This window comes from Tenacibaculum caenipelagi, from assembly GCF_004363005.1.
GTDB lineage: Bacteria > Bacteroidota > Bacteroidia > Flavobacteriales > Flavobacteriaceae > Polaribacter > Polaribacter caenipelagi.
On sequence record NZ_SNYH01000007.1, the window covers coordinates 156,147 to 181,350 of the forward strand.

The window sequence follows — 25,204 nt, forward strand, 5'->3', positions numbered from 1 at the left end:
AAATCCAGCAAATTGCTGGATTTTTTTATTGTTTATATTTTTAATAAAGTTCAGCAGAAACAAAAGTATCAAACACCCTTTTTCTTATACTCGGTTGAATAGACCAGCATTTTAAAATAAGTTTATTCAACATAAATTCTTGCTCATACCCTTCTCCAAAAACATCTGAAAGCTTAACATTATGCTTAATTATTGTTTTCAAAACAACATTATCTGCTTCATTCATTATCAAAGACTCGTAATAACCTATTTGAGTGTCTAAAAATTCAGGAAATTCCTTTTTAACTTTCCTAAGTTCAGGAAAAGAGCTTTTAATAAATTCTGTATACTCTTTAGTATACAATTTTTTAAATTTAGATTCATCCATAGTTTTCACAATTTAAACAAATCTAATAAAATTAAACAGTGTTTTACCTTTCTACACTTTCTTAATCACATTAGTAACAATTCCCCAAATAATAAAATTATTTTCTTCGGTAATTTTTATAATTGGATAATCTGGATTTTCGGGTTGTAACCATACCTCACTTCCTTCTACACGCAAACGTTTTACGGTAAACTCTCCATCTAAAAAACAAACCGCAATTTTATTATTCGTTGGTGGAATACTTCTATCAATCACTAATAAATCATTATCATCTAAACCTGCACCAATCATCGATTGTCCACTTACACGTGCAAAAAAAGTAGCTTCTTTGTTTCTAATAAGTTCTTCATCTAACGAAATACGTGTTTCTCTAAAATCATCTGCAGGAGAAGGAAATCCAGCAGAAATACCAATATCCATAAAAACAGCTCCTTCACTTCCGTTTAATTCTTTTGGCAATAAAAATGTCAATGCATCTGATGTATTCATAATCTATTTTACCTTGATAATATCGTTAATATTGGTTGTATATCTTGGAGATAATCGCTCTTGACGCATCTTCCAAGTACGTTGTAAATCTTGATTGGCTAATTTAATCTTATCTGCCTTATAGGTTTGATTGAGTTTATCAATCACACTCATTAAAGAAGCGTGCTTTGGGTTTTCATGAGAAAACATATCTAGTTGATAATTGTCTGAAGGCACCAAACCTGTTACAATAACGCCTGCTCTTTTATATTGTACTCCTTTTTTAAAAATAGTACTAACCACCTCTACTGCACTTTTACTTATTGTTAATGTTGAATTTGTTGGATATGGAAATACCTCTGTTTTACTCACTCGATGTTGTTCTGTATCTTTTTTATGATAATCACTACGTAGCAATACAATTACCATATGACAACTAGAATTTTGCTTACGCAATTTCTCTGCACAACTCGCTGCAAAGGTTGAAATCCTTTCTTTAATATTATCTAAATCTGAAAATGTATACTCAAAACTTCGGGTTGTTGCTATTGCTTTTTTGTTGGTAGGCTCATCCAGTTCTATTTTCGAATCTCCTTCTAAGTCTTTTTTTAACTTCCAACCTGTAATGGATAAATTTTTTAGTACCCAATCATCATCCAATTGCGTAAAATCATACGCTTTTACACACCCTTTAGCTTGTAACCTTTTTTGGAGACCTCTACCAATTCCCCATACTTTATCTATAGATATCCATTGCAAAGCCTTGATTCTTTTTTCTTCGGAATCGATTACATAGACACCTCCTGTTTCTTTCGGGAACTTCCGTGCTATTTTATTTGCTACTTTACTCAATGCCTTGGTTGGCGCAATTCCTACACAAGTTGGAATACCTGTCCATTGCAATATTGTGCTTCTGATTCTTGTTCCATAAGAATCAAAATCGCATTCATCAAAACCTTTAAATTGGAGAAACGCCTCATCGATAGAATATACCTCAACATCAGGTGAAAACTGCTCTAAAATTTTCATCACTCGCGCACTCATATCACCATACAACGGATAATTTGACGACAATACAGTTATTTGATTGTTTTTACAAAACTGATTCCATTTAAAAATCGGGGCTCCAAATGGAAGTTCAAGTTCTTTTGCTTCGTCACTCATTGAAATAACACAACCGTCATTATTACTTAAAATAGCTACAGGTTTTCCTTGCAAATTCGGATTAAAAACCCGCTCGCAAGAAACATAAAAGTTATTACAATCTACCAACGCATACATAACTGTAAAGGTACAGAATCTTCTGTTTTTACTCCTCTACAAACTCTAAAATATCTGCTGGTTGGCAATCTAATGCTTTGCAAATAGCTTCTAATGTTGAAAAACGAATAGCCTTGGCTTTTCCTGATTTTAAGATTGATAAATTCGCCGTAGTTATCCCTACAATTTCTGCCAGTTCTTTGCTTTTCATCTTCCGTTTAGCAAGCATTACGTCTAAATTTACAATAATTGGCATACTTATATGGTTAAATCATTTTCTTCTTCTATTCTCTTAGCTTTCGCAAACACTTCACTCAAAAACAAGAAAAAAAGCCCCATTATTAAAAATAAAAACATTGATGAATCTAACTCAAATTTAAACTTTGCCTCAAGTAAAAAACCAAAAATAATTTTACCCACCAATTCTATAACACTACTAAATAAAAATAGTTTTCCTATTTTGTTAAAATTATTAATGATTAGTTCTGAAAAATAATTCCCTGAAGACAAATCCCCTAAACTATTCCTCAATAAATTAATTGCTTTTATATAAACATAATAAAGCACAATAATTATTATCAAAACTATTATTATTTTAGGATAAGTAAGTTTATTAAAATCAACATATGTCCCAAGAATTTTGGGGTTCATTTCTTTGTTCCTTGTTAAGAAAAACACTCCTATTCCAAATACTGTACCTACTAAACTAATCAGTATTAAATAATAATAAATATTAATTAACTTCTTTAAAATTGATATTGTTTTCATTTTGTTGCATTTATATTATTTTGACTTTTCAAATATAATAAAATTATCGAAAAACAATAATTTTTTATTTTATTATGATAATAAAACTTTCCCTATTTTTGTTATATGGTTAGAAAATTAAAAATTGACGGAATAGATAAAATCATTATCAAACGATTAGTTAATGATGCCCGCACCCCTATTTTAAGTATTGCTCGTGAAGTGGGTATATCAGGAGCTGCTATTCATCAACGATTACGAAAATTAGAAGAGTCTGATTTAATCGAAGGCTATAAAATGGTATTAAACCCAAAAGCATTAGGATATACCACCACCGCTTTTGTTGGTGTATTTTTAGACTCCGCTAGCTTATACTCTTCTGCCATTAAACGTTTAAAAGAAATTCCCGAAATTGTAGAGAGCCATTACACCACGGGTAATTATGCTATTTTTATTAAAATACTGTGTAAGAACAACGAAGACTTAATGCATTTGTTAAATAAGGATATTCAAACCATAAAAGGAGTTTCAAGAACCGAAACTTTTATATCTTTAGACCAACAAATAGATCGACAAATAAAAATTTAAAAACCCCGAATGAACGATTTTATCTTCTACTTTAAAACAGGCTTGTTTCATGTATTAGACTTCAAAGCCTATGACCACATTTTATTCTTAGTTGTACTAGCGGTTGTATATCAATTTAAGCAGTGGCCTAAAGTATTATGGCTAATCACCTTATTTACCATTGGTCACTCAATAACCTTAGCACTTTCAGCATACAGAATCCTAAGTGTACGAGCAGATTTAATCGAATTTTTAATCCCTCTTACTATTTTTGTTACAGGCTTAATGAATGTATTAACCGCTAAAAAAGCATCGGTAGGAAAAGAAAATCAAAATTTATTTTTTGCTTTATTTTTTGGGTTAATTCACGGATTTGGTTTTTCAAACTATTTTAAAGGTATAATAGGAAGAACTTCTGATAAGTTATTTCCTTTATTAGAATTTGCCTTAGGTGTAGAAGCTGCACAAATTATTATTGTTTTGGGGATTTTATTAATTGGTGTCTTGGTACAATCAATCTTTGGTGTAAATCGTCGCGATTGGATATTGATTACTTCTTCTATTGTAATTGGCTTTGCCTTGCAAATGATGTTTAACCGTGTTTTTTGGTAAAAAATTAACGTCCAACTAATTCAATTCTAATTACCTTTAGCTTAATAAAGAAAACCTCTCTAAAAATTTTGAAGAAAAAACAATTAAAATATGACATTGCCTATTTAAAAATGGCAACAGAATGGGGACAACTTTCACACTGTATTCGTAAAAAAGTAGGTGCTTTAATTGTTAAAGATAGAATGATTATTTCTGATGGCTATAACGGAACTCCTTCCGGATTTGAAAATTTTTGTGAAGACGAAGAAGGATACACAAAATGGTATGTGTTACATGCCGAAGCTAACGCCATCTTAAAAGTAGCTTCTTCTACACAATCGTGTAAAGGTGCTACATTATACATAACACTTTCTCCTTGCCAACAATGTAGTAAGTTAATACATCAAGCAGGAATAAAACGTGTAGTGTATGCAAGTGCATACAAAGATCGTTCGGGATTAGATTTTTTAGAAAAAGCAGGTGTTGAATTGACATATTTACCAAATGAACAAGAATAATTTACCTATATACTTATCTATTGCTGTAGTTTTCGGTATCCTTATCGGAGCTTTTTTCAGTAATGGAAACCCTAATAATTTCATCGGAAAAAGCTCATCTAGCGAGCGTAAAATAAAACGCTTAATCGACTATATTCAAAGTGATTATGTTGACAATGTAAATACTGATGAGTTATTAGATGGCGCTATTACTGAAATGCTAGGTAGATTAGATCCTCATTCGGTATACATTCCAAAAGAAAACCTACAACTAGTTACTGAAAATATGCAAGGTAATTTTGTTGGAATAGGAGTTCAGTTTCGTATGATTGGCGATACTATTACAGTTATTGAACCGATTAAAGGTGGACCAAGTATTGAAGCTGGAATTAAAGCTGGAGATAGAATTTTACTTGCCAATAAAGACACTCTTTATGGAAAAAATCTTCAGACTTCCCAAATAATGAAAGCCTTAAAAGGAAAACCTGACACCCAAGTTGATTTACAAGTTTACAGAAAAACCAACGACAGTATATTTAACGTAACCATTAATCGTGGAAAAGTAAATATAAAAAGTGTAGATGTTGCCTATATGTTAAATGATAGCATTGGATATATAAAACTAAATCGTTTTGCTCGCAACACCTATACTGAATTCAAATCCGCTTTAAATAAACTAATTACTAAAGGAATGACCGATTTGGTATTAGACCTTCGTGGAAATGGTGGTGGTTTTATCGATATCGCGAATGACATTGTAGATGAATTTTTAGAAGATGATAAACTTATCGTATTCACTAAAAACAACAAAGGAGATATTGTAAAGTCTTTCGCTACTGAAAAAGGCGATTTTGAACATGGTGGTTTGTATGTATTAATTGATGAAAACTCTGCTTCTGCCTCAGAAATTGTAGCAGGTGCTTTACAAGACAATGATAAAGGAATTATTATTGGTCGTCGTTCTTTTGGAAAAGGATTAGTACAACAAGAAATGGATTTAGGTGATGGTTCTGCTGTTCGCCTAACCACTGCGCGTTATTACACTCCTACAGGTCGTTCTATTCAAAAACCTTATAAAGGAGAAACACCTTCTGAAGAATACAACCACGATTATGAGCATAGGTTAGAAAATGGAGAACTTTTCAACAAGGACAGTATTAAAACTGTAGATAGTTTAAAATACACTACACCTAAAGGTAAAGTAGTATACGGCGGAGGAGGTATTATTCCTGATTATTTTGTGGCGGTAGATACTTCTGCTTATGTTCCTACCATCTTTTTTAGACCTTTAAACAATTTTGCTTTTACATACGTTGATAATAATCGTAAAAAATTAGCAACATTAACGGTAGGAGATTTTATCACTGATTTTGACAAAAACAATGAAATTTCTGATGAATTTTTAACTGAATTAAGAGATTTTAAGCTTTCTGAAAGAACAAAAAATCAACTTCGTAATAATTTAAAAGTGTTGATAGCACGCGAACTTTTTAGCGATGAAGGTTTATATAAAGTAGACCAACAAGATGATAAAATGCTGCAAAAAGTACTTGAGCTAGAAAAGAAACAACAGAATTAAAGAATAAGTTAAATCGTAAAATAATTCTAACTCTTAACCTTTCTGTTTAGTTATAGAAAAACAGAATAATACTTGATAGCGTCTTTTTATCTCCTACAAAATTGTAGTTTTATTGCCTTGTACAAATTAGTCGTAGAATACCTAGTTTCTTCTACTTCAAATAAAGTAAGCGCAATGAAAAAATCAGCTAATACAAGAGCTACCATCTTACAACAAGCATTTGAACTCATTTATCAAAAAGGGTATCAACCTACTAGTATTGATGAAATTATAGCTACTACCAAAGTTACTAAAGGTGCTTTCTATTACCATTTCAAAAACAAAAATGAAATGGGCTTTGCTCTTATTAAAGAAATAATACAACCCAAAACTATAGATATCTCAATTAGTTTTCTTTCTTCATCGGTTAATCCTTCCGATGCTTTATATAAAATGATAGAAAGCTTACTCTTAAATAACTCTACATTAACTATAGAGTATGGTTGTCCTTTGGGTAATCTTATTCAAGAAATGTCACCTATAAATAACGATTTCAAAAAAATACTTGAAGAAGTAAAAAACTTCTGGTTCAAAGCCATTACTACATTTATTAAAAACGGTCAAGACAATAACACTATAGCAAACCATATTAATGCAGAAGAAGTAGCTGAATTCATAATATCAAGCTATTGGGGAGTAAGAAACTTAGGAAAATTAGACACCACTAATAAAACTTATACAAACTACTTAAAACAGTTAAAGTTTTACCTAAAGAGTATAGAAAATAATTAGTTAGCAAAAAAAACATACCAATTAGTATGTTTTTGTTTTACATTTGTATTATCCAAAAAAATAGACAATGCAAATACTTAAAAACGATTACAGTCCGTCAGTTTTAAACAAAACTGAAGTTTTTAACTTTAAAAGACTCTTAATCTCTTCTAAAATAAGAGAAAACTACTCTAAATTATTATATAAAGCTGGAATCAAATCTTTGATTCAATTTGATATTGACACTATTAAAATTCCAGATTCTAAACTATCAAAATTGGCTGTAGAAGAAGCCAGTCACTTATGCAATACCATTCTTTTGAATCATTGCTATAGAACATTCTTTTGGTCGGCAGGTATAGCTGTTTCAGAAGGATTACAATACGATAACGAAACACTTTTTGTTTCATCAATTCTACACGATATAGGTTTAAGTGAGAAGCACAACCATATATGTAGTCAGCAATGTTTTGCTAATTATGGAGGAACCTACGCTTATGAATTTGTTACGAAGCATACTTCAAATTCTCATACTCCTTTAGTCATAAAAACTGCTATTGACATGCATTTATATCCTTCAGTTAGTAAAAATAAATATGGAAATGAAGCTTATTTACTATCAAAAGCTGCAGCAATGGATGTTATTGGTTCACATGTATTCCAAGTACCTTCATCTTATATAAAACAAGTACAAAAAACTTATAATAGAAATGGTTTTAAGGATGATATTATAGGAACAATGGAAAACCTTAATCATAAAGAAAATACAAGAGCAGATATCTTGTATAAAATGGGATTTCCTACAATGGCTTCTAAAAATGTATTAGACTCAGAACTTTTAAATTCTTAACCAAGTTTTGCTTCCCTCTTACTCTGATATACTTCACTTATCGTTGGGTTATGACGGCAGCTTTTTATAATTTTTAACTCGTCACCTACATTAACAAAACCTGTTTGTAATATTTTAAAATACACTCCCGGAAAATCTTGTTGCCAAAATTGCTTTACGATTTTCATATCATTAAAACGAACTCCTAGTTTCATACAAGGTTGACGTGGTTTAGTTACTTCTATTATTACTTCACCTACCTCAAATGTATCTCCAACATGCAATAAAGATTCATCTAAATTGCCAATAGTTAAGTTCTCTCCAAACATTCCATATTGCCAATCTAAATCAGGGTATAGCTCTTTCCAATAATTATAATGCTTTTCTGAATACGCATATACTGCCTGATCAATACCTCCATGATATTTTCTATCACAAATAGCATCATCTTTTACTTTTTCAACATCTAAAAAAATAGGAGTTGTAACTGGAAACTTAAAAATTCCTGTAGTTATGGTTTTTCCTTTCCAATTAACTTCTTTTCTCTCTCCTATGTTAGTCGCTACAATTTTCATTTGATATTCTTTATTCAATTAAAAAATTCTGCAATACATCTGCAATTTTTCGATTATCTGACAACTGTGGTATTTTGTTTTGTCCTCCAAACTTCCCTATTGATTTCATATACTCATGAAACCCTCCTTTTTTCACTTTTCTAATAATTAAGGGGCGTAAAATTTTTCCTGTAATCAAATCAAAATAATACACGTTTTGCTCTTGCATAGAAGCATCAATTTTAGAAGCTAATTCTTCTAAATTGTCAGGTTCATTTTCAAACTCTATAAACCACTCATGATATGGTAGTCCATTTTCGGGGTTTACTTGCGGAGCTACTGTAAACTCACTCACGTTTATATCTGTTCCCTTTATAGCATCATTCAACGCTTTTTCTACCTCTTTACCTATCACATGTTCTCCAAAAGCTGAAATAAAATGTTTGATACGCCCTGTTACTTTTATTCTATAGGGTTTTAATGAAGTAAACTCAACTGTATCACCAATATTATACCCCCATAAACCGGCTGAAGTATTTAAGATAATAACATAATTTACTCCTAGCTGAACATCTCTTAATGAGATTCGCGTTGGATTTTCATTGAAAAACTCATCTGCTGGAATAAACTCATAAAAGATTCCAGAATTTAGCTGCAATAACATTCCTTTTTCAGTTTGTGAATCTTGATATGCAATGAATCCTTCAGATGCTGGATACAACTCAACGTAGTCAATTTTTTTCCCTATCAAAGCTTCAAACTTATTTTTATAAGGTTCAAAATTTACTCCTCCATACACGAAAAAGTTAAAATTCGGAAAAATTTCAGCGATGGTTTTCCCTGTTTTCTCTTTCAATTTTTCAAAATACATCTGCACCCAAGATGGTATTCCGCTGATTACCGTCATATTCTCAGATAAAGTTTCTTCTACAATTTTGTCAACCTTAACATCCCAATCTTCAATACAATTGGTTTCCCAACTAGGTAATCGGTTTTTCAGTAAATAATTAGGAACATAATGCGCTGCAATACCACTTAACCTTCCCAGGTTTACTCCGTTTTTATCTTCTAAAACAGGACTTCCTTGTAAAAAAATCATTTTCCCATCTACAAAACTAGCATCATTTGTTTCTGTAATATAAAACAACAGAGCATTACGTGCTGCTTTGATATGAGTTGGCATAGACTCTTTACTTATTGGAATATATTTTGCTCCAGAAGTTGTTCCTGAGGTCTTAGCAAAGTATAGAGGTTTTCCTTTCCACAATACATTTTCTTCACCAGCAACTACTCTATCTATATACGATCGTAATCCTTCATAATCATTAATAGGAACTCTTTTTTTAAAGTCTTCATAATTATTAATAGAAATAAAATCATGGTCTTTTCCAAAAGCTGTTTTGCACCCCTCAGCAACCAAGTATTCAAAAACTTTTTCTTGAGTTTTATGAGGATTGTTTGCCCATTTGTATACTTGATTTTTTACAATTTTTGCAAAAGGAATTGCTAATGTCGACTTTATACTCATACTTTATATTAGATGTTTAGAACCTAAGTTGTTTTGTTGCAAAACCAACCTTTACGATTTTTTCTATTATTGAAAATCTATATAATTTACTGGATCTACAGGAAATCCATCATTCCATAATTCAAAATGTAGATGCGGTCCTGTAGTTAACTCTCCAGTAGAACCTACACTTGCAATAGCTTCTCCCGACTTTACAATATCTCCTTGCTGTTTTAACAAAGTTCCGTTATGTTTATATACCGAAATAAACTCATTAGTGTGCTGTATAGTTATTACATACCCAGTTTCCGCAGTCCATTCAGCTAATATTACCGTTCCATCAGCCACTGCTTTTACTGGTGTGCCAGTTTGCGCTACAATATCAATCGCATAATGTTTCTCATTCATATTAAAAGGTTGTGAAACACTTCCTGTTAGTGGTGAAAAGAATACATTTTTAATTCTATTTTCCCCTCCTTGATAAAGTGGAAAAAGATCTTTACTTTCAATTTTTTGTCTAAATAATGAATCTTGCTTTGTTGCTTGTAATTTACTTTCGTCTACTACGATTGTTTCCATATTGCTCGTTAAAGAGTCTATTTCTTCTGGTTTAATTTCTCCAGTTAAAACAGGTTTTAGCGCTTTTGCATAACGTTCAATAATAGCTAGTCTAGTTTTTAAAGAATCTGTCTCATAAGTTAATCGAGTAGCTTTCTTTTTCAATGCTGTTGAAGAATAACCTGGTATGTATTCTCGTATACCTGTAAAAGCAATTAATAATGTTGTTAGTACGATAAGAACTATTGAAAACAACCCTCCTAAAACAAAGACATTTAACCTTGATAATTTTAAAGAAAACCGTTCTTGAAAAGTATCTTCATTTAAAATTACCAAGCGGTATTTATCAGTTAGCTTTTGTTGAAGCTTTCGCGCTTTTTGAATTTTTGCCACGTTATATACTTGTTTGGATTTCAAATATACAACGAAAAAATTTCAATTCTTTTCTTAAAAAAAGTTTAATATTGGCTTTATTTTTTATAAAAATTCATCTCATCAATATACTTCCATACTTGGTAAGAAAGCAAGGGTTTACAGTTCTTCCCTTCTTTAATAGCCTTACGAATCATGGTTGAAGAAATTTGCACAATAGGGGCTTCAATTCTATGGATTTTTTCGTGGTTGCTAAATTGATTTTCTACAATTCCTTCAGAGACTCTTGGATATACATACACATGGTAATCTTCTAAAATAGCTTCGTAATTTTTCCATTTATGAAAACTTTTCAAATTATCTTCTCCCATAATTAAACTAAAAGTATAATCTGGATACTTCTCTGAAATATGTGCTAAGGTATTTATTGTGTAATTAGGTTGCGGAAGTTTAAATTCTATATCTGAAGGTTGAATTTTGTCATATTCTTGGGTTGCTAAATACACCATTTCTAATCGATGGTGATTTTCTAACAATGAATTTTTCTTTTTAAAAGGGTTATGAGGTGTTACCACCATCCAAATTTCATCTAAATCAGAATTTTCAACTAGATGATTCGCTATAATTAAATGCCCAATATGAATTGGATTAAAAGTCCCAAAATATAATCCTACATTTTTCATAACCTCTTAAAAACACTATTCTTCTTCTTGTGAAGTAACTTTTTGTAATCCTAAAAACTCATCCACTAAATCTTCTGCCTCTTGTAAAGCTACAGATAAATCATAGTTTTTGATAATTTTATCAAACTGTGGCGCAGTTGCTAATTCTACCGAAGCTTTAGCAATACGCATATTGATTTTATCTTCACTTTCGGTACTTCTTTTCTTTAAACGAATTTTAAGCTCATCAACACTTGGTGGCTTTACAAAAACAGCTAAGGTTTCATCTGGGAATTTCTTTTTAATACGCAATCCTCCAACTACGTCTATATCAAAAATCACATGTTTTTTCAGTGCCCAGATACGTTCTACTTCTGTCTTTAAAGTTCCGTAAAAATTATCACGATATACTTCTTCCCACTCTAAAAACTCATCATTTTTTATTTTTTGCTTGAATTCTTCTGCTGAAATAAAATAATAATCTTTTCCGTCAACTTCTTCTCCTCTTGGAGTTCTTGAGGTAGCAGAAATTGAAAACTCTAAATTAAAACGCTCTTGTGCCAATAAATGACGTACAATTGTTGTTTTACCCGAACCAGATGGTGCTGAAAACACAAATAATTTCCCTTTAAACTCCTTCGACATCTTTTATAAAACGTTTAATATTTGTTCTTTTATTTTTTCTAACTCGTCCTTCATTTGTATTACTAATTTTTGCATTGGTGCAAAATTAGCTTTAGACCCCGTTGTATTAATTTCTCTTCCGATTTCTTGCACAATGAATCCTAGTTTTTTTCCGTTAGAATCTTCGGTTTCTAATTGTTGTAAGAAATATTCTAAATGATTTGCTAAGCGCACCTTTTCTTCATTAATATCAAGCTTTTCTAAGTAGTAAATTAACTCTTGCTCAAAACGGTTTTCATCTACCTCAACTTTTAAATCTGCTAAAGCCTTTTGTAACCGTTCTTTTACATGTGAAATTCGCTCTCCATCTAATTCTTTTACTTCCTCTAAAGCCTTATGAATATTTGCTATTCTTAGCTTAAAATCTTCTTCTAACGACTTTGCTTCATCTATTCTATACTGAATAATTTCTTTCAATGCTTCATCAATATGAGCATCTATTTGATTCCACTCTTCTTCATCCAATTCTTCACGTTCAGTTTTTAAGGCGTCTGGCATTTTTACAGCCATTTTCATCAGCTCAATATCTTCTGAAGAACCTACTTGAGTTATATTTCTTAACTGTTGCATGTACGACCTTACGACACCTGTATTAACTGTGGTTGAAGTTTCATCTGCAGTCATTTCTACATAAATAGAAAAGTCTACTTTACCGCGTACTAAACTACTCGCTAGTTTTTTACGAACGTCCAATTCCTTTTCTTTATAATAAGAAGGAATTCTTGTGTTTAAATCTAAATTTTTACTGTTTAAAGATTTAACTTCAATCGTTACTTTTTTAGAGGGTAGATGTAGTACGGATTTTCCATACCCCGTCATAGATTGTATCATAACTTCGGTTTAATAATCCGCAAAGATACATTTATTTATTGGGAGTTTCAGTAGGGCGTTTGGTCACTAAAAACACCCCTAAAAATATAAGTAGTGCAGCTCCTATTTTAATCATATCTAAATGATCACTTCCTACAATTAGTGCATAGATAGCTGCTACTACAGGTTGTAAATAAATAAAAACACTTACCGTAGTAGGTTTTAATTTAGATAACGCAAATAGGTTAAATAAATAAGTTATACATGTAGTAAATAGCACTACAAATCCTGCTTTTAAATAAATAGTTGTTGGCATTGTTAGCCATTGGACTTCAAGCAATTCTGAAATTCCAAAAGGAAGCACTAGTAATAAACCAAAGAGGTATAACCATTTTACAAAAACAATCGGGTTATATTTTCCTATCAACTTTTTTACAATTACTAAGTACATAGCGTATGATGCCGCGTTAATGAATACTAGAAAATTTCCTAACATCATATTTGTTGCATCTCCTTTTAGCGGATTTCCATACGCTATTAAAACTACTGCTCCTATTAAACCAACAATAACTCCTGCTATTTTTCTTAAAATCAATTTTTCTTTAAGTAAAATACTTGCAAAAATCAACACTAAAATAGGTGTAGTTACCATCATTACAGATGCATTAATGGGTGTGGTATAACTCAACCCTTTAAAAAAAGTAAGCATATTTAAAGCAATTCCGAAAAAAGCTGCCGTAGCTACTTTCTTGTAATCAGCTTTTTCTATAGATGGTGCTTTTACAAAAAGTCCTAGCAACCAAAAAATCGTAGTAGCCCCCCCAACACGAAGTAATATAAACCCGAAAGGTTGTATATGCTCTTCCATCACTTCTTTTGCTACGGTAAATGTTATTCCGTAAATAAGTGTTGCAATAGATGTAGCGGTCAGTGCTAGCACTCTTTGATTCATTTTATCAGCTTTAAAAACTAGTGCAAAGATGATGATAAAATTCTTCTTTTCTACTACTTTTTTACCCTACCCTGCTCTTTTAATATCACGTTATCATAACTAAAAAAGCACTACATAATGCAGTGCTTTCCCTTTTGGTTAATTAACTTTTGATTAGTCCTTTAAAGATAATCTTTTTTAAACAAAAATCATTCTATATCAGACCTAAATACAGCATTTGTTAAAATACTATAAATATTTCCTTTTCTTTTATTCCTGAAGCGAATTCCAACCCTGTGCTTTCAATTCTATTTCTTGATTTGCACGCGTTACTAAATTCATTCCTTCATTTTCTTCAGTTATATGCCCTATAACTGATAAATTAGGATTTCCTTTTATTTTATCATAATCATCTATAGATACTGTGAATAACAACTCATAGTCTTCTCCTCCGCTTAAAGCAATCATAGTACTATCCATATTAAACTCTTCAGAAGTAGCGATAACTTGTGGATCTAAAGGTAATTTATCTTCATAAATTTTACAGCCTGTTTTACTCTGAGTACAGATATGCATAATTTCGGAAGACAATCCGTCAGAAATATCAATCATAGAAGTAGGCTTTACCTCCAACTCTTTCAATAAGATAGGAATATCTTTACGCGCTTCTGGTTTTAACTGACGCTCAATTATATAAGTATAATTATCTAAATCTGGTTGACTTTGAGGATTTACCTGAAACACCTGTTTCTCTCTTTCTAACACTTGCAACCCTAAATAAGCTCCCCCTAAATCACCTGAAACCACAATTAAATCAGTAGGTTTTGCTCCATTTCTATATACAATATCTTCTTTTTTAGCTGAACCTATAGCTGTAATAGAAATTAACATTCCTTTTGTTGATGAAGTTGTATCACCTCCTATTAAATCTACTTTATAAGTATCGCAAGCTAATTGAATTCCTGCATACAATTCCTCAATAGCTTCTAATGGAAAACGATTGGATACAGCTATTGACACTGTAATTTGCTCAGCTGTAGCGTTCATTGCATATACATCAGACAAATTAACCATTACTGCTTTATATCCTAAGTGCTTTAAAGGCATATAACTCAAATCAAAGTGCACACCTTCCACTAATAAATCAGTAGTAATTATAATTTCTTTATTTGATGAACTAATAACTGCCGCATCGTCTCCAACTCCTTTTACTGTTGAAGAATGATGCATTTTAAAATGCTTTGTTAAATGGTTGATGAGTCCAAACTCTCCTAGTTTAGCCAACGAAGTTTTTTCTTGATTTTTATCTTCTAACATACTGCAAAGATAATGACTAGTAAACAAACAAACTCATTTCTAACAAGTAAACAGTTTGAAATAAAAATAGGGTTTTACTGTTTTTGTATGTTATATAATTAGCTAACTTAGTATTTTTTAAACCTCTTCTTATGAAAAACCTTAAAATTTTATTTATCCTTTTAGGGCTTCTTTTTTTAGCCGCTTGTTCGTCTTCAAGTGAACCTACTATACAAGATAAAGATAACGATGGTGTTGTTGATTCTAAAGATAACTGCCCAACAACACCAAATCCTAATCAAGAAGATTCAGATAACAATGGTATTGGAGACGCCTGTGAACCAACAAATAAAAAACCTTGTGAAAATGGAATGGCTGGTAATTATCCTTGCGATGGTTATGATTTATTATTAAACATCCCATTAAGTACCTTTGGAGCCACAGATGGAAGTGACTGTTGGGGATGGACAGACGAAACTACCAATAAAGAATACGCTATTATGAGTATTAATAATGGAACTGTTTTTGTAGACATCACTGATACTGAAAACCCCGTCTATTTAGGTAAATTACCAACTGCAACTGTAAGCAGTTTTTGGTGGGATGTAAAAGTTTATAACAATCATGCTTTTATTGTTAGCGAAGCAACCAACCATGGTATGCAAGTTTTTGATTTAACCAAATTGAGAAATGTAACCAATCCACCAACTACATTTACAGCTGACAAGCATTTTACTGATTTTGGTAGCGCACACAATATTGTTATTAATGAGAACTCTGGCTATGCATATCCTGTAGGAACTAGCAGATCGGGAACATACAAAGGAGGTCCTTTATTCATCAATATACAAGATCCGAAAAACCCAATCAGTGAAGGAGGCTGGGGAACAGACAACTATAGTCACGATGCACAAGTAATTACTTACACGGGACCTGATTCGGATTATTCCGGTAAAGAAATTTTAATAGGTAGTAATGAAAATGAAGTGGTTATTGTCAACATTAGTGACAAAGCAAATCCTATAACTATTTCTAAAATTTCATATTCAAATGTTGGTTATACACATCAAGGTTGGTTTACTGACGATCAAAAGTATTTTATTTTAGGAGATGAAAAAGATGAACAAAATTTTGGAAACAATACTAGAACAATCATTTTTGACTTTACTGACCTAGATAATCCTAAACAACATTTTATTTATACGGGTCCTACAAGCGCCATAGATCATAATGGATATGTTAACAATAACACTTTTTACTTAGCCAATTATACTGCTGGAGTTCGTTTTATAGATATCACAAGTATTGCGAGTTCCTCTATTAGTGAAATAGGATATTTCGATACTTACCCTGAAAATGACGGAGCTAACTTTAATGGTGTTTGGAATGTATATCCTTTTTTTAAAAGTGGAAAAATCGTAGTGAGCGACATTAACAGAGGTCTATTTGTTATTAAAAAGCAATAAATGGTCAAGCATATTTCATCTGTACTACTTATACTTATTATAACTACTTATAGCTGTAACAATGATGATGGCATTCATATAACTTCTTTAACAAAAACTCCTGAAATTAGTTTTGTAAAAACCTTAGGGGGAACTGCTAACGAAAGTGGTAGAAGTGTTATTGAAACTTCTGATGGCGGTTATGCTGTTGCTGGATTTACACAAAGTATAGATGGAGATATTGAAACAACTAGAAACACAATTCAATATGATTTTTGGGTCTTAAAATTTGATAGTCAAGACAATCTTCAATGGCAAAAAACCTTCGGAGGAACCAAAGACGATAAAGCTTTCAAAATTATTCAAACCAATGATGATGGCTTTATAATTGCTGGTTATGGAAAAAGTGATGATGGAGATGTAGACACTAACGAAGGGTTTGATGATTTTTGGATTTTAAAATTAGATGCAAATGGTACTGTTACTTGGAAAACAACTACTGGTTTTTCAGGTGCTGACCAAGGTTTTACAATAACCCAAACTACCGATGGAGGCTACTTTGTTGGAGGTATATTAGATGTGACTGCATCAGGAGGTTTAGGCAACTCCAAATTTGCTGCAAGACATGCTGGTGGAGATTATTGGGGACTTAAACTCAATATCAATGGTAATATTGAATGGCGTAAATATTTTGGCGGCACAAATACTGACACTTGTTATGGTGTTGCTGAAACTTCTGATGGCTATATTTTAATTGGTTCTTCAGACAGTAAGGATGTAGATATAAAAGACAATAAAGGTGCCTATGATTTTTGGATTGTTAAAACTGATAAAAACGGAAATCTTCTTTGGGAGAAATCTTTTGGAGGAACAGAAATTGACGAAGCTAGAGCCATCACAAAAACTGATGATGGAAGTTTTATTATTATTGGAGACACAAGAAGCTCTGACAAAGATATAGATCAAAATAATGGTGGTGCCGATGTATGGGCTATAAAAATAACACCTCAAGGTGAACTAATATGGCAGAAAAATTACGGAGGCTCTAGCTTTGATGTTGGACGTTCAGTACACAAAACATCAGATGGTGGTTTTTTAATTGGAGGAAGTTCAAGAAGTGCCGACAACAACTTCGAAAATAAAGGACAAAATGATGCGTTAATACTAAAAATTGACAAAAACGGAAACCTAATATGGCAAAAAACAGTAGGTGGTACCGAAATAGACTATTGTTACGATGCTATTGAGTTAACCAATGGAAGCATCATTGCTGTTGGCGAAAGTAGTAGCAACAATCAAGATATAACAACAAACAAAGGTTTTTCAGACCTATTAATCATCAAAATAAAATAAATCAATGAGGTATTTTTTAACTCTTTTTCTTAGTGTATTACTTTTTTCTTGTAGTTCAGACAATGACGAACCTATCAAAGAAGTTTCTGTAAAACTAAAATTCACCCAAAATTGGGATGGCACTACTATTAAAAGTTCCGATTTAAACAATACCGAATACACTAACAAACTAGGCACCAAACTTAACATCAATAAATTACGTTATTTGATTTCACGTGTAGCTCTTACCAATGGTGCTGGAGATACTACTAAATTTGAAGGTTATAAACTGGTAGATATTAGTAAACCAGATGATTTAACTTTTTCTCTCTCGCAAAAGGTATCCGAAGGAAATTACAAATTGTCTTTCACTTTTGGTTTTACAGAAGAAGATAATACTGATGGAGCTTACCCAGATTTAAATACTGCCTCTTGGGGAGTTCCTGAAATGTTAGGAGGAGGGTATCATTTTATGCAATTAGATGGAAATTACAAAGATAGCGAAGGAAAAGAAAACCCATATAACTTTCACGTTATTCGTGCTTACGACACTACAACTAACACTTCAGAAGATACTTCTTTTACAATTGAAGCCGGTTCTGTTCTGTTAAAAAACAACGCAACTATAGAAATCAAGATGAATGTTGCTGGATGGTTTAAAACCCCTAATGATTGGGATTTAAACGAAAAAAACATTGAGTTAATGCCCGATTTTGAAGCTCAGAAACTAATGTCTGAAAACGGTCAAACTGGAGTATTTAGTTTAGGAACCATCACTCAATAAAAAAACAAAATGACACAAAAAAGTGTATATCTATTTTTATTACTTCTTCTTTTGATAAGTTGTTCATCAAAAGAAGAAAATGATGTATACACCCCAACTCCTGCTAGTTTAAAAATACCTGAGCTTTTTCAACAAAAAATAATAGCACCAGTAATTCCAACCAACAATCCATTAACAGAAGAAGGAATTGCTTTGGGTAAAAAGTTGTTTTTTGATCCTATTTTATCAAAAGACAACACACAATCCTGCGCTAGTTGCCACGATCCCAAAAGAGCTTTTACCGATGAAACTCGTTTTAGTGATGGAGTAGATGGTCAATTCGGAACCCGAAATTCTATGCCTCTATTCAACTTAGCATGGAATTTTGATGAACGTTTTATGTGGGATGGCAAACAACTTAGCATTGAACGACAAGCTTTCGCACCTGTTAGAAACCCAATTGAAATGCATAGTAAATGGGTGGATGTTACAAAAAAATTACAAGAACACGCTGAGTATCCAACACTTTTTCAACAAGCTTTTGGTATTTCAAAAATAGATTCGACCTTAGTTACAAAAGCAATCGCTCAGTTTGAAAGAACCTTAATTTCAGGAAACTCAAAATTTGACCAACACCTCTTAGGCAAAGCTCAATTAACTTCAGAAGAATTAAACGGATTTAATGTTTTCATGGATGAAACCAAAGGTGATTGCTTTCACTGCCATGGCAGCAACAACAATCCACTTTGGACTGACAATAAATTCCACAACAACGGATTAGATGCTACATTTGCCGATTTAGGCTTGGGAGCAGTTACTGGTGACCCAAACGATAATGGTAAATTTAAAACTCCTTCTCTTAGAAACTTAAAATTTACCGCTCCCTATATGCATGATGGACGGTTTACTACTTTAGAAGAGGTTATTAATCATTATTCTGAAGGATTAAAATCCTCCCCAACTATTGATCCTTTAATGAAAAAAGTCAATCAAGGAGGTGTACAACTTTCTAGTAAAGATAAAGCAGATTTAAAAGCATTTCTTTTAAGTCTTTCTGATAACGATTTTGTAAATAATCCTGACTTTCAACAATAATACACTAACAATCAGCACTTAGATTTATGGTATAGACAAATCTTATCGTTTCATAGCTATATTCATTTCAAAACATGACATAAATCATATTTTGTCATTATCTTTGCAATTGATTTAGATTTAATCTATTTAAACGATGATAAAAGTTTCAGACACAGCAAAAAAGAAAGTCATTGAATTAATGACAGATGATGGATTTGATACTACAACCGACTATGTTCGTGTTGGAGTAAAAAGTGGTGGTTGTTCAGGATTATCATACGACTTAACTTTTGACAAAACTCAACAAGAAAATGATAAAGTTTTTGAAGACAATGATGTAAAAATCGTTGTTGATAAAAAAAGTTTTTTATACTTAGTGGGTACTACTTTAGAATATTCTGGAGGTTTAAACGGTAAAGGTTTTGTATTTAACAATCCTAACGCTAATAGAACTTGTGGTTGCGGAGAAAGTTTCTCTCTGTAAAATCATTACACCAAAAAGAAGACTTAAAACTGATGAGTAAATATACCGAGGACGATTTAAGAGAAGAATTAAAAACCAAAGAATACGAATATGGTTTTTATACTGATATTGAAAGTGATAAATTTCCTAATGGGGTAAACGAAGAAATTGTTCGTGCCATTTCTAAAAAGAAAAACGAGCCTGAATGGATGACCGAATGGCGTTTAGAGGCTTTTAGAATTTGGGAACAAATGGAAGAACCTGAATGGGCTAACGTTACCTACAAAAAACCTAACTTCCAAGAAATATCTTATTACTCAGCGCCTAAAAAGAAACCTAAACTAAATAGTTTAGATGAAGTAGACCCAGAGTTATTGGCTACTTTTGAAAAATTAGGAATTTCTTTAGAAGAACAAAAAAAATTAGCCAACGTAGCGGTTGATATTGTGATGGATTCTGTTTCGGTAGCTACTACTTTTAAAGAAACTTTAGCTGAAAAAGGAATCATTTTCATGCCTATTTCAGAAGCAATTCAAGAGCATCCTGAATTGGTAAAAAAATATATTGGCTCGGTAGTACCAAAAACCGATAACTTTTATGCTGCCTTAAACTCAGCAGTATTCTCAGACGGATCTTTCTGTTATATTCCCAAAGGCGTTCGTTGCCCTATGGAATTATCAACCTACTTCCGTATCAACGAAGGAGGTACTGGACAGTTCGAGCGTACCTTAGTAATTGCAGATGAAGGTAGTTATGTTTCTTACTTAGAAGGTTGTACTGCTCCGCAACGTGACGAAAACCAATTACACGCAGCAGTAGTAGAGTTAATTGCTTTAGATGATGCTGAAATAAAATATTCAACTGTACAAAACTGGTTTCCTGGTGATTCAGAAGGAAAAGGTGGTGTTTTCAACTTTGTAACGAAAAGAGGGTTGTGTGAAACCAATGCTAAAATTTCTTGGACACAAGTTGAAACAGGATCAGCAATTACATGGAAGTATCCTAGTTGTATTTTAAAAGGAAATAATTCTGTAGGTGAATTTTACTCAATTGCAGTAACTAACAACCATCAGCAAGCTGATACAGGAACTAAGATGATTCACTTAGGAAAGAACACCAAATCAACCATTATTTCTAAAGGTATTTCTGCTGGAAAATCACAAAATAGCTACCGTGGATTGGTGCAAATCAATGCAAGAGCTGAAAATGCACGTAATTTCTCTCAATGTGATTCTTTATTAATGGGTAACGAGTGTGGTGCACATACCTTCCCTTATATCGAAGCAAAAAATAAATCTGCTCAAATAGAACACGAAGCTACTACTAGTAAAATTGGTGAAGACCAATTATTTTATTGTAATCAACGTGGTATTGATACCGAAAAAGCAATCGCATTAATTGTAAACGGATTTAGCAAAGAGGTATTAAATAAATTACCGATGGAATTTGCTGTAGAAGCACAAAAGTTATTAGAAATAAGCTTAGAAGGAAGTGTCGGATAACCAAATAAAAAATTAATATAATGAAGAAAACATTTTTATTAGCTCTTTTAGCAATTATTAGTTTTAGTTGTAAAAATGCTGAAAAAAAGCAAGAAGCTAAAGAAGAAAAAGTAGTTGAAAAACCTCAAGTTAAACTTTATGTTTTAAATGGAGGTTCTATTTTAGTGAACAAACTTGAAGTCTTTTCTCAAGACATAACATATACTGGGCAGTCTAAACAGTTTGCAGATGCTTACTATGTAATATCTCACCCAAAAGGAAACTTAATGTGGGACGCTGGTTTACCAGAATCGTTAATTACTGACGAACCATTTACAGAGCCAAGTGGTACATTTACATTACAACGTGCTGATTCATTAAAAAATCAATTACAATCTATTGATTTAACTGTTGATGATTTTAAATACATCGCATTATCTCATCCTCATTTTGATCACACTGGTCATGCAAATTATTTTAAAAATGCTACTTGGTTAGTTCAAGAAAACGAGTATGATTTTATTACCAACGATTCTGCAAAAGTTAAAGATCCTAACACCTATAATTCTATTAAAGAATTAACAAATGTTCAAAAAATAAAAGGTGATCATGATGTATTTGGTGATGGTACTGTTGTTATTAAATACATGCCTGGTCATACAATTGGACATCAGACTTTATATGTAGAAGCTGGTTTAGAAAAACCTATCTTATTAACAGGTGATTTATATCACTTTGAAGAGAACAGAGAAACAAAAGGTGTTCCTTCATTCAACCATAATGTTGAGCAAACTTTAGAGAGCATGGAAAAGTTTGAAGCTTTTGCTAAAGAAAAGAATGCTGAGGTGATTATACAACACTCACCAAAAGATTTCGAAAAATTACAAAACCTATTAAAAAAGTAACCATACAGTAATGTTAAAAATAGAAAACTTACACGCACAAGTAGAAGGTAAAGATATTCTTAAAGGAATAAACTTAGAGGTAAAGGCAGGTGAAGTACATGCTATTATGGGACCTAATGGTGCAGGTAAAAGTACCTTATCATCTGTTATCGCTGGTAACGAAAATTACGAAGTAACTTCTGGGGCTATTGAATTAGAAGGTGAAGACATTAGTGAATTGGCTCCTGAAGAAAGAGCACATGCAGGTATATTTTTATCATTTCAGTATCCTGTTGAAATTCCTGGTGTTACGGTAACAAACTTTATCAAAACAGCCATTAACGAATCGCGTAAAGCTAAGGGATTAGAAGAAATGCCTGCTAAAGACATGCTTAAGAAGATTCGTGAAAAATCAGAATTATTAGAAATTGATCGTAAATTCTTATCTCGTTCTCTAAACGAAGGTTTCTCAGGAGGAGAGAAAAAGCGTAATGAAATTTTTCAAATGGCAATGTTAGAGCCTAAACTAGCAATTTTAGATGAAACTGACTCTGGTTTAGACATTGATGCTTTACGTATTGTTGCTAACGGAGTTAATAAATTAAAATCTAAAGACAATGCTGTGGTAGTTATTACACACTATCAACGTTTATTAGATTATATCATTCCTGATTATGTACACGTTTTACACGATGGGAAAATCGTTAAAACGGGTGATGCTTCACTTGCTTTAGAATTAGAAGAAAAAGGATACGATTGGATTAAAAACGAATTAGCATAATTGGTAACAGTTACCGCTAAGAAGTAATGACAGCAAGAAAATAATGGAGTTAAAAGAAAAAATATTATCATCATACGTAGCTTTTGAAAATGGTGTAAACATCAATTCAGATTTACACGAAATTAGAACAGAAGCACTACAAAACTTTGAAAAACTAGGGTTTCCTACTAAAAAGTTAGAAGCTTGGAAATACACTTCTTTAAATTCAATTTTAAAGGAAGATTATAGCATATTTCCAGACCGTGATGCAGCAGTAGAGTTAGCAGATGTAAAAAAATATTTCATCCATGAAATTGATAGCTACAAGATAATTTTTGTAGACGGAAAATACAGCTCGTTCTTATCAAATACTACGCACGACGGCAAAGATATTTGCTTATTATCGGCTGCTTTTTCAAAAGAGAAATACAAACCTATTGTAGAAAAATATTTTAATAAAATAGCTAAACAGGACAATTTAACTTCATTAAACACTGCATTTGCTACTGAAGGTGCATTTATTCATATTCCTAAAAATGTTGAGGTAGAAAAACCTATCCAAATCATCAATTTTACAACAGGAAAAGAAAATGCTACAATGTTGCAACCTCGTAACTTAATCGTTGTAGAAAAAAATGCACATGTTCAAATTATAGAACGTCACCAAAACCTAAATAATAATGCTGTATTAACCAATTCTGTAACTGAAATTTATACAGATACGCACGCTACAGTAGATTATTATAAAATACAGAACGATAACAATAGCGCTTCTTTAGTTGATAATACTTACATAGAACAACAAAAAGAAAGTACTTGCTCTCTGCACACGTTTTCTTTTGGTGGAAATATTACTCGTAACAACCTAAACTTTTATCAAAAAGGAGAACACATCAACTCTATTTTGAAAGGGATTACCATTATAGAAGGAAAACAACATGTAGACCACCACACATTGGTAAATCATATAGAGCCAAATTGTGAAAGTCACCAAGACTATAAAGGTATTTATGCCGATCGTTCTACTGGTGTATTTAACGGTAAAGTTATTGTTGAAAAAGAAGCTCAAAAAACAAACGCATATCAGCAAAACAATAATGTTTTGATTAGTGATAAAGCGACTGTAAATGCAAAGCCTCAGTTAGAGATTTTTGCCGACGACGTAAAATGTTCTCATGGTTGTACTATTGGTCAGTTAGATGACCAAGCATTGTTTTATATGCAACAAAGAGGTATTCCTAAAAAAGAAGCAAATGCTTTACTAATGTATGCCTTTGCTAATACTGTTTTAGAAAGTGTTAAAATACCTGAAGTAAAGAAAAGAATTACCAAATTAATTGCCGATAAGTTAGGCGTAAATATTGGTTTTGATTTATAAAATACTCAACACGTATAAAAAAAGCTACTCGGTCGAGTAGCTTTTTTTATACGTGTTGAGCTTTAATTTTGTAAATCTTTTACCGCTAAACTGATTGAAAATATTTCTATTTTCATGATATATCTTTTTAATTTCTCTCTTCAAAAGGTATAATAATTCCTTTTTCTACGTAATTTTTAAGTCCGTTTAACAACAGTGCCCAACAATAAGATGAGTGTTTAAAGTGAGAGTTTTGTTCAGCCCAACCTTTATGAAAAAAGTGTACCCATGTAACACCACTTTCTTTTTCAAATAAATCAAATCCAAAAGTAGTAGAGTACCAATCACTGTCTGATTTTATCATTTTTATATGAAAGGAACTGTTTTCTTTACACTGAACCACTTCACCATACCAATCGTAAGGTTCACCAAAAGAGAAATTGTATTCTGCTCCTACTTTGGGATTTCCAGTACACTTTAATGGCCACCAATGCGCCAAATCTTCAGGGTTACTAATTGCCTTAAAAACTTTGTTAGACAATGCTTTTACAGGAAAATTATGATAAATGGTAAACCCTTCTTCATTTGCTTTCATAAGTACTTGATTTAATAA

General features: G+C 32.0%; 29 protein-coding genes. 15 read left to right on the forward strand and 14 right to left on the reverse strand.

The features are described 5' to 3' along the window. Positions 1 to 40: 40 nt before the first annotated feature. The 5 genes from DFQ07_RS14965 to DFQ07_RS14985 are packed head-to-tail and all read right to left on the reverse strand — an operon-like array spanning position 41 to position 2,863. The gene (locus DFQ07_RS14965) at positions 41 to 367 is read right to left on the reverse strand and encodes a hypothetical protein (protein ID WP_133538063.1); all 327 of its coding nucleotides are present in this window, start codon (positions 365 to 367) and stop codon (positions 41 to 43) included. Positions 368 to 418: 51 nt separating this feature from the next. Beyond that, positions 419 to 856 carry a LexA family protein gene (locus DFQ07_RS14970; RefSeq protein ID WP_133538064.1) on the reverse strand — a complete coding sequence of 146 codons (438 nt, stop codon included), beginning with the start codon at positions 854 to 856 and terminating at the stop codon, positions 419 to 421. Positions 857 to 859: 3 nt separating this feature from the next. Then, the gene (locus DFQ07_RS14975; protein ID WP_133538065.1) at positions 860 to 2,116 is read right to left on the reverse strand and encodes a Y-family DNA polymerase; all 1,257 of its coding nucleotides are present in this window, start codon (positions 2,114 to 2,116) and stop codon (positions 860 to 862) included. A gap of 28 nt (positions 2,117 to 2,144) precedes the next feature. After that, complete coding sequence (locus tag DFQ07_RS14980; RefSeq protein WP_047789930.1) at positions 2,145 to 2,351, reverse strand: helix-turn-helix domain-containing protein; 207 nt, start codon at positions 2,349 to 2,351, stop codon at positions 2,145 to 2,147. Between the two features lie 2 nt (positions 2,352 to 2,353). Then, entirely contained in the window at positions 2,354 to 2,863 is a 510-nt protein-coding gene (locus DFQ07_RS14985; RefSeq protein WP_133538066.1) for a DUF2975 domain-containing protein, read from the reverse strand. A gap of 105 nt (positions 2,864 to 2,968) precedes the next feature. On the opposite strand from DFQ07_RS14985, the gene DFQ07_RS14990 reads away from it, so the two are divergent. The 6 genes from DFQ07_RS14990 (at position 2,969) to DFQ07_RS15015 (ending at position 7,676) form a co-directional block, all read left to right on the forward strand. Continuing rightward, positions 2,969 to 3,430: an Lrp/AsnC ligand binding domain-containing protein gene (locus DFQ07_RS14990; RefSeq protein ID WP_133538067.1), complete on the forward strand. Its 462-nt coding sequence runs from the start codon at positions 2,969 to 2,971 to the stop codon at positions 3,428 to 3,430. A gap of 9 nt (positions 3,431 to 3,439) precedes the next feature. After that, on the forward strand, positions 3,440 to 4,021 hold the full coding sequence (locus DFQ07_RS14995) for a HupE/UreJ family protein (RefSeq protein WP_133538068.1): 582 nt from the start codon (positions 3,440 to 3,442) through the stop codon (positions 4,019 to 4,021). A 65-nt stretch (positions 4,022 to 4,086) separates the two neighbouring features. Then, positions 4,087 to 4,518: a deoxycytidylate deaminase gene (locus DFQ07_RS15000; RefSeq protein ID WP_133538069.1), complete on the forward strand. Its 432-nt coding sequence runs from the start codon at positions 4,087 to 4,089 to the stop codon at positions 4,516 to 4,518. Continuing rightward, the gene (locus DFQ07_RS15005; protein WP_133538070.1) at positions 4,505 to 6,076 is read left to right on the forward strand and encodes a S41 family peptidase; all 1,572 of its coding nucleotides are present in this window, start codon (positions 4,505 to 4,507) and stop codon (positions 6,074 to 6,076) included. The genes DFQ07_RS15000 and DFQ07_RS15005 overlap by 14 nt, the downstream gene beginning before the upstream one ends. Positions 6,077 to 6,250: 174 nt before the next feature. Further along, the gene (locus tag DFQ07_RS15010; protein ID WP_133538071.1) at positions 6,251 to 6,847 is read left to right on the forward strand and encodes a TetR/AcrR family transcriptional regulator; all 597 of its coding nucleotides are present in this window, start codon (positions 6,251 to 6,253) and stop codon (positions 6,845 to 6,847) included. 67 nt (positions 6,848 to 6,914) lie between these two features. Next, entirely contained in the window at positions 6,915 to 7,676 is a 762-nt protein-coding gene (locus tag DFQ07_RS15015) for an HD domain-containing protein (RefSeq protein ID WP_133538072.1), read from the forward strand. Here the strand turns inward: DFQ07_RS15015 and DFQ07_RS15020 are convergent. From DFQ07_RS15020 to thiL, 8 genes are all read right to left on the reverse strand, one after another. Then, entirely contained in the window at positions 7,673 to 8,230 is a 558-nt protein-coding gene (locus tag DFQ07_RS15020; RefSeq protein WP_133538073.1) for an MOSC domain-containing protein, read from the reverse strand. The two genes, DFQ07_RS15015 and DFQ07_RS15020, sit on opposite strands and share 4 nt — an antisense overlap. 10 nt (positions 8,231 to 8,240) lie before the next feature. Beyond that, the gene (locus DFQ07_RS15025; protein ID WP_133538074.1) at positions 8,241 to 9,737 is read right to left on the reverse strand and encodes a GH3 auxin-responsive promoter family protein; all 1,497 of its coding nucleotides are present in this window, start codon (positions 9,735 to 9,737) and stop codon (positions 8,241 to 8,243) included. A 66-nt stretch (positions 9,738 to 9,803) separates the two neighbouring features. Then, positions 9,804 to 10,667 carry a M23 family metallopeptidase gene (locus DFQ07_RS15030; protein ID WP_133538075.1) on the reverse strand — a complete coding sequence of 288 codons (864 nt, stop codon included), beginning with the start codon at positions 10,665 to 10,667 and terminating at the stop codon, positions 9,804 to 9,806. A 77-nt stretch (positions 10,668 to 10,744) separates the two neighbouring features. Beyond that, positions 10,745 to 11,329, reverse strand: a complete 585-nt coding sequence (gene nadD / locus DFQ07_RS15035; RefSeq protein WP_133538076.1) for a nicotinate (nicotinamide) nucleotide adenylyltransferase — start codon at positions 11,327 to 11,329, stop codon at positions 10,745 to 10,747. A gap of 15 nt (positions 11,330 to 11,344) precedes the next feature. Next, a complete protein-coding gene (gene gmk / locus DFQ07_RS15040) occupies positions 11,345 to 11,953 on the reverse strand; it encodes a guanylate kinase (protein ID WP_133538077.1) in 609 nt (202 codons plus the stop codon). A gap of 3 nt (positions 11,954 to 11,956) precedes the next feature. Beyond that, positions 11,957 to 12,823: a YicC/YloC family endoribonuclease gene (locus DFQ07_RS15045; RefSeq protein ID WP_243743999.1), complete on the reverse strand. Its 867-nt coding sequence runs from the start codon at positions 12,821 to 12,823 to the stop codon at positions 11,957 to 11,959. 31 nt (positions 12,824 to 12,854) lie between these two features. Beyond that, on the reverse strand, positions 12,855 to 13,754 hold the full coding sequence (locus tag DFQ07_RS15050; RefSeq protein WP_133538078.1) for a DMT family transporter: 900 nt from the start codon (positions 13,752 to 13,754) through the stop codon (positions 12,855 to 12,857). A gap of 249 nt (positions 13,755 to 14,003) precedes the next feature. Further along, positions 14,004 to 15,050 carry a thiamine-phosphate kinase gene (thiL, locus tag DFQ07_RS15055; RefSeq protein WP_133538079.1) on the reverse strand — a complete coding sequence of 349 codons (1,047 nt, stop codon included), beginning with the start codon at positions 15,048 to 15,050 and terminating at the stop codon, positions 14,004 to 14,006. A 131-nt stretch (positions 15,051 to 15,181) separates the two neighbouring features. Here thiL and DFQ07_RS15060 point away from each other — a divergent pair, with 131 nt between their 5' ends. The 9 genes from DFQ07_RS15060 (at position 15,182) to sufD (ending at position 24,612) form a co-directional block, all read left to right on the forward strand. Then, positions 15,182 to 16,495: a choice-of-anchor B family protein gene (locus DFQ07_RS15060; protein WP_133538080.1), complete on the forward strand. Its 1,314-nt coding sequence runs from the start codon at positions 15,182 to 15,184 to the stop codon at positions 16,493 to 16,495. After that, positions 16,496 to 17,827, forward strand: a complete 1,332-nt coding sequence (locus DFQ07_RS15065; protein ID WP_133538081.1) for a hypothetical protein — start codon at positions 16,496 to 16,498, stop codon at positions 17,825 to 17,827. It abuts the gene before it with no gap. A gap of 4 nt (positions 17,828 to 17,831) precedes the next feature. Then, the gene (locus tag DFQ07_RS15070) at positions 17,832 to 18,590 is read left to right on the forward strand and encodes an MbnP family protein (protein WP_133538082.1); all 759 of its coding nucleotides are present in this window, start codon (positions 17,832 to 17,834) and stop codon (positions 18,588 to 18,590) included. Between the two features lie 9 nt (positions 18,591 to 18,599). Continuing rightward, a complete protein-coding gene (locus DFQ07_RS15075; protein WP_208107708.1) occupies positions 18,600 to 19,664 on the forward strand; it encodes a cytochrome-c peroxidase in 1,065 nt (354 codons plus the stop codon). Positions 19,665 to 19,800: 136 nt separating this feature from the next. Then, positions 19,801 to 20,130, forward strand: coding sequence for a HesB/IscA family protein (locus tag DFQ07_RS15080; RefSeq protein ID WP_133538083.1), 330 nt, complete (start codon positions 19,801 to 19,803; stop codon positions 20,128 to 20,130). Positions 20,131 to 20,162: 32 nt separating this feature from the next. After that, entirely contained in the window at positions 20,163 to 21,611 is a 1,449-nt protein-coding gene (gene sufB, locus DFQ07_RS15085) for a Fe-S cluster assembly protein SufB (protein ID WP_133538084.1), read from the forward strand. 20 nt (positions 21,612 to 21,631) lie between these two features. Then, positions 21,632 to 22,495, forward strand: coding sequence for an N-acyl homoserine lactonase family protein (locus tag DFQ07_RS15090; protein ID WP_133538085.1), 864 nt, complete (start codon positions 21,632 to 21,634; stop codon positions 22,493 to 22,495). A gap of 10 nt (positions 22,496 to 22,505) precedes the next feature. Beyond that, a complete protein-coding gene (gene sufC / locus DFQ07_RS15095) occupies positions 22,506 to 23,255 on the forward strand; it encodes a Fe-S cluster assembly ATPase SufC (protein WP_133538086.1) in 750 nt (249 codons plus the stop codon). Positions 23,256 to 23,298: 43 nt separating this feature from the next. Then, positions 23,299 to 24,612, forward strand: coding sequence for a Fe-S cluster assembly protein SufD (gene sufD, locus DFQ07_RS15100; RefSeq protein ID WP_133538087.1), 1,314 nt, complete (start codon positions 23,299 to 23,301; stop codon positions 24,610 to 24,612). A 127-nt stretch (positions 24,613 to 24,739) separates the two neighbouring features. Here sufD and DFQ07_RS15105 read toward each other — a convergent pair whose 3' ends face one another. Continuing rightward, positions 24,740 to 25,186 (reverse strand): SRPBCC family protein, encoded by a 447-nt coding sequence (locus DFQ07_RS15105; RefSeq protein WP_133538088.1) that lies wholly within the window; start codon positions 25,184 to 25,186, stop codon positions 24,740 to 24,742. Between the last annotated feature and the right edge of the window lie 18 nt (positions 25,187 to 25,204).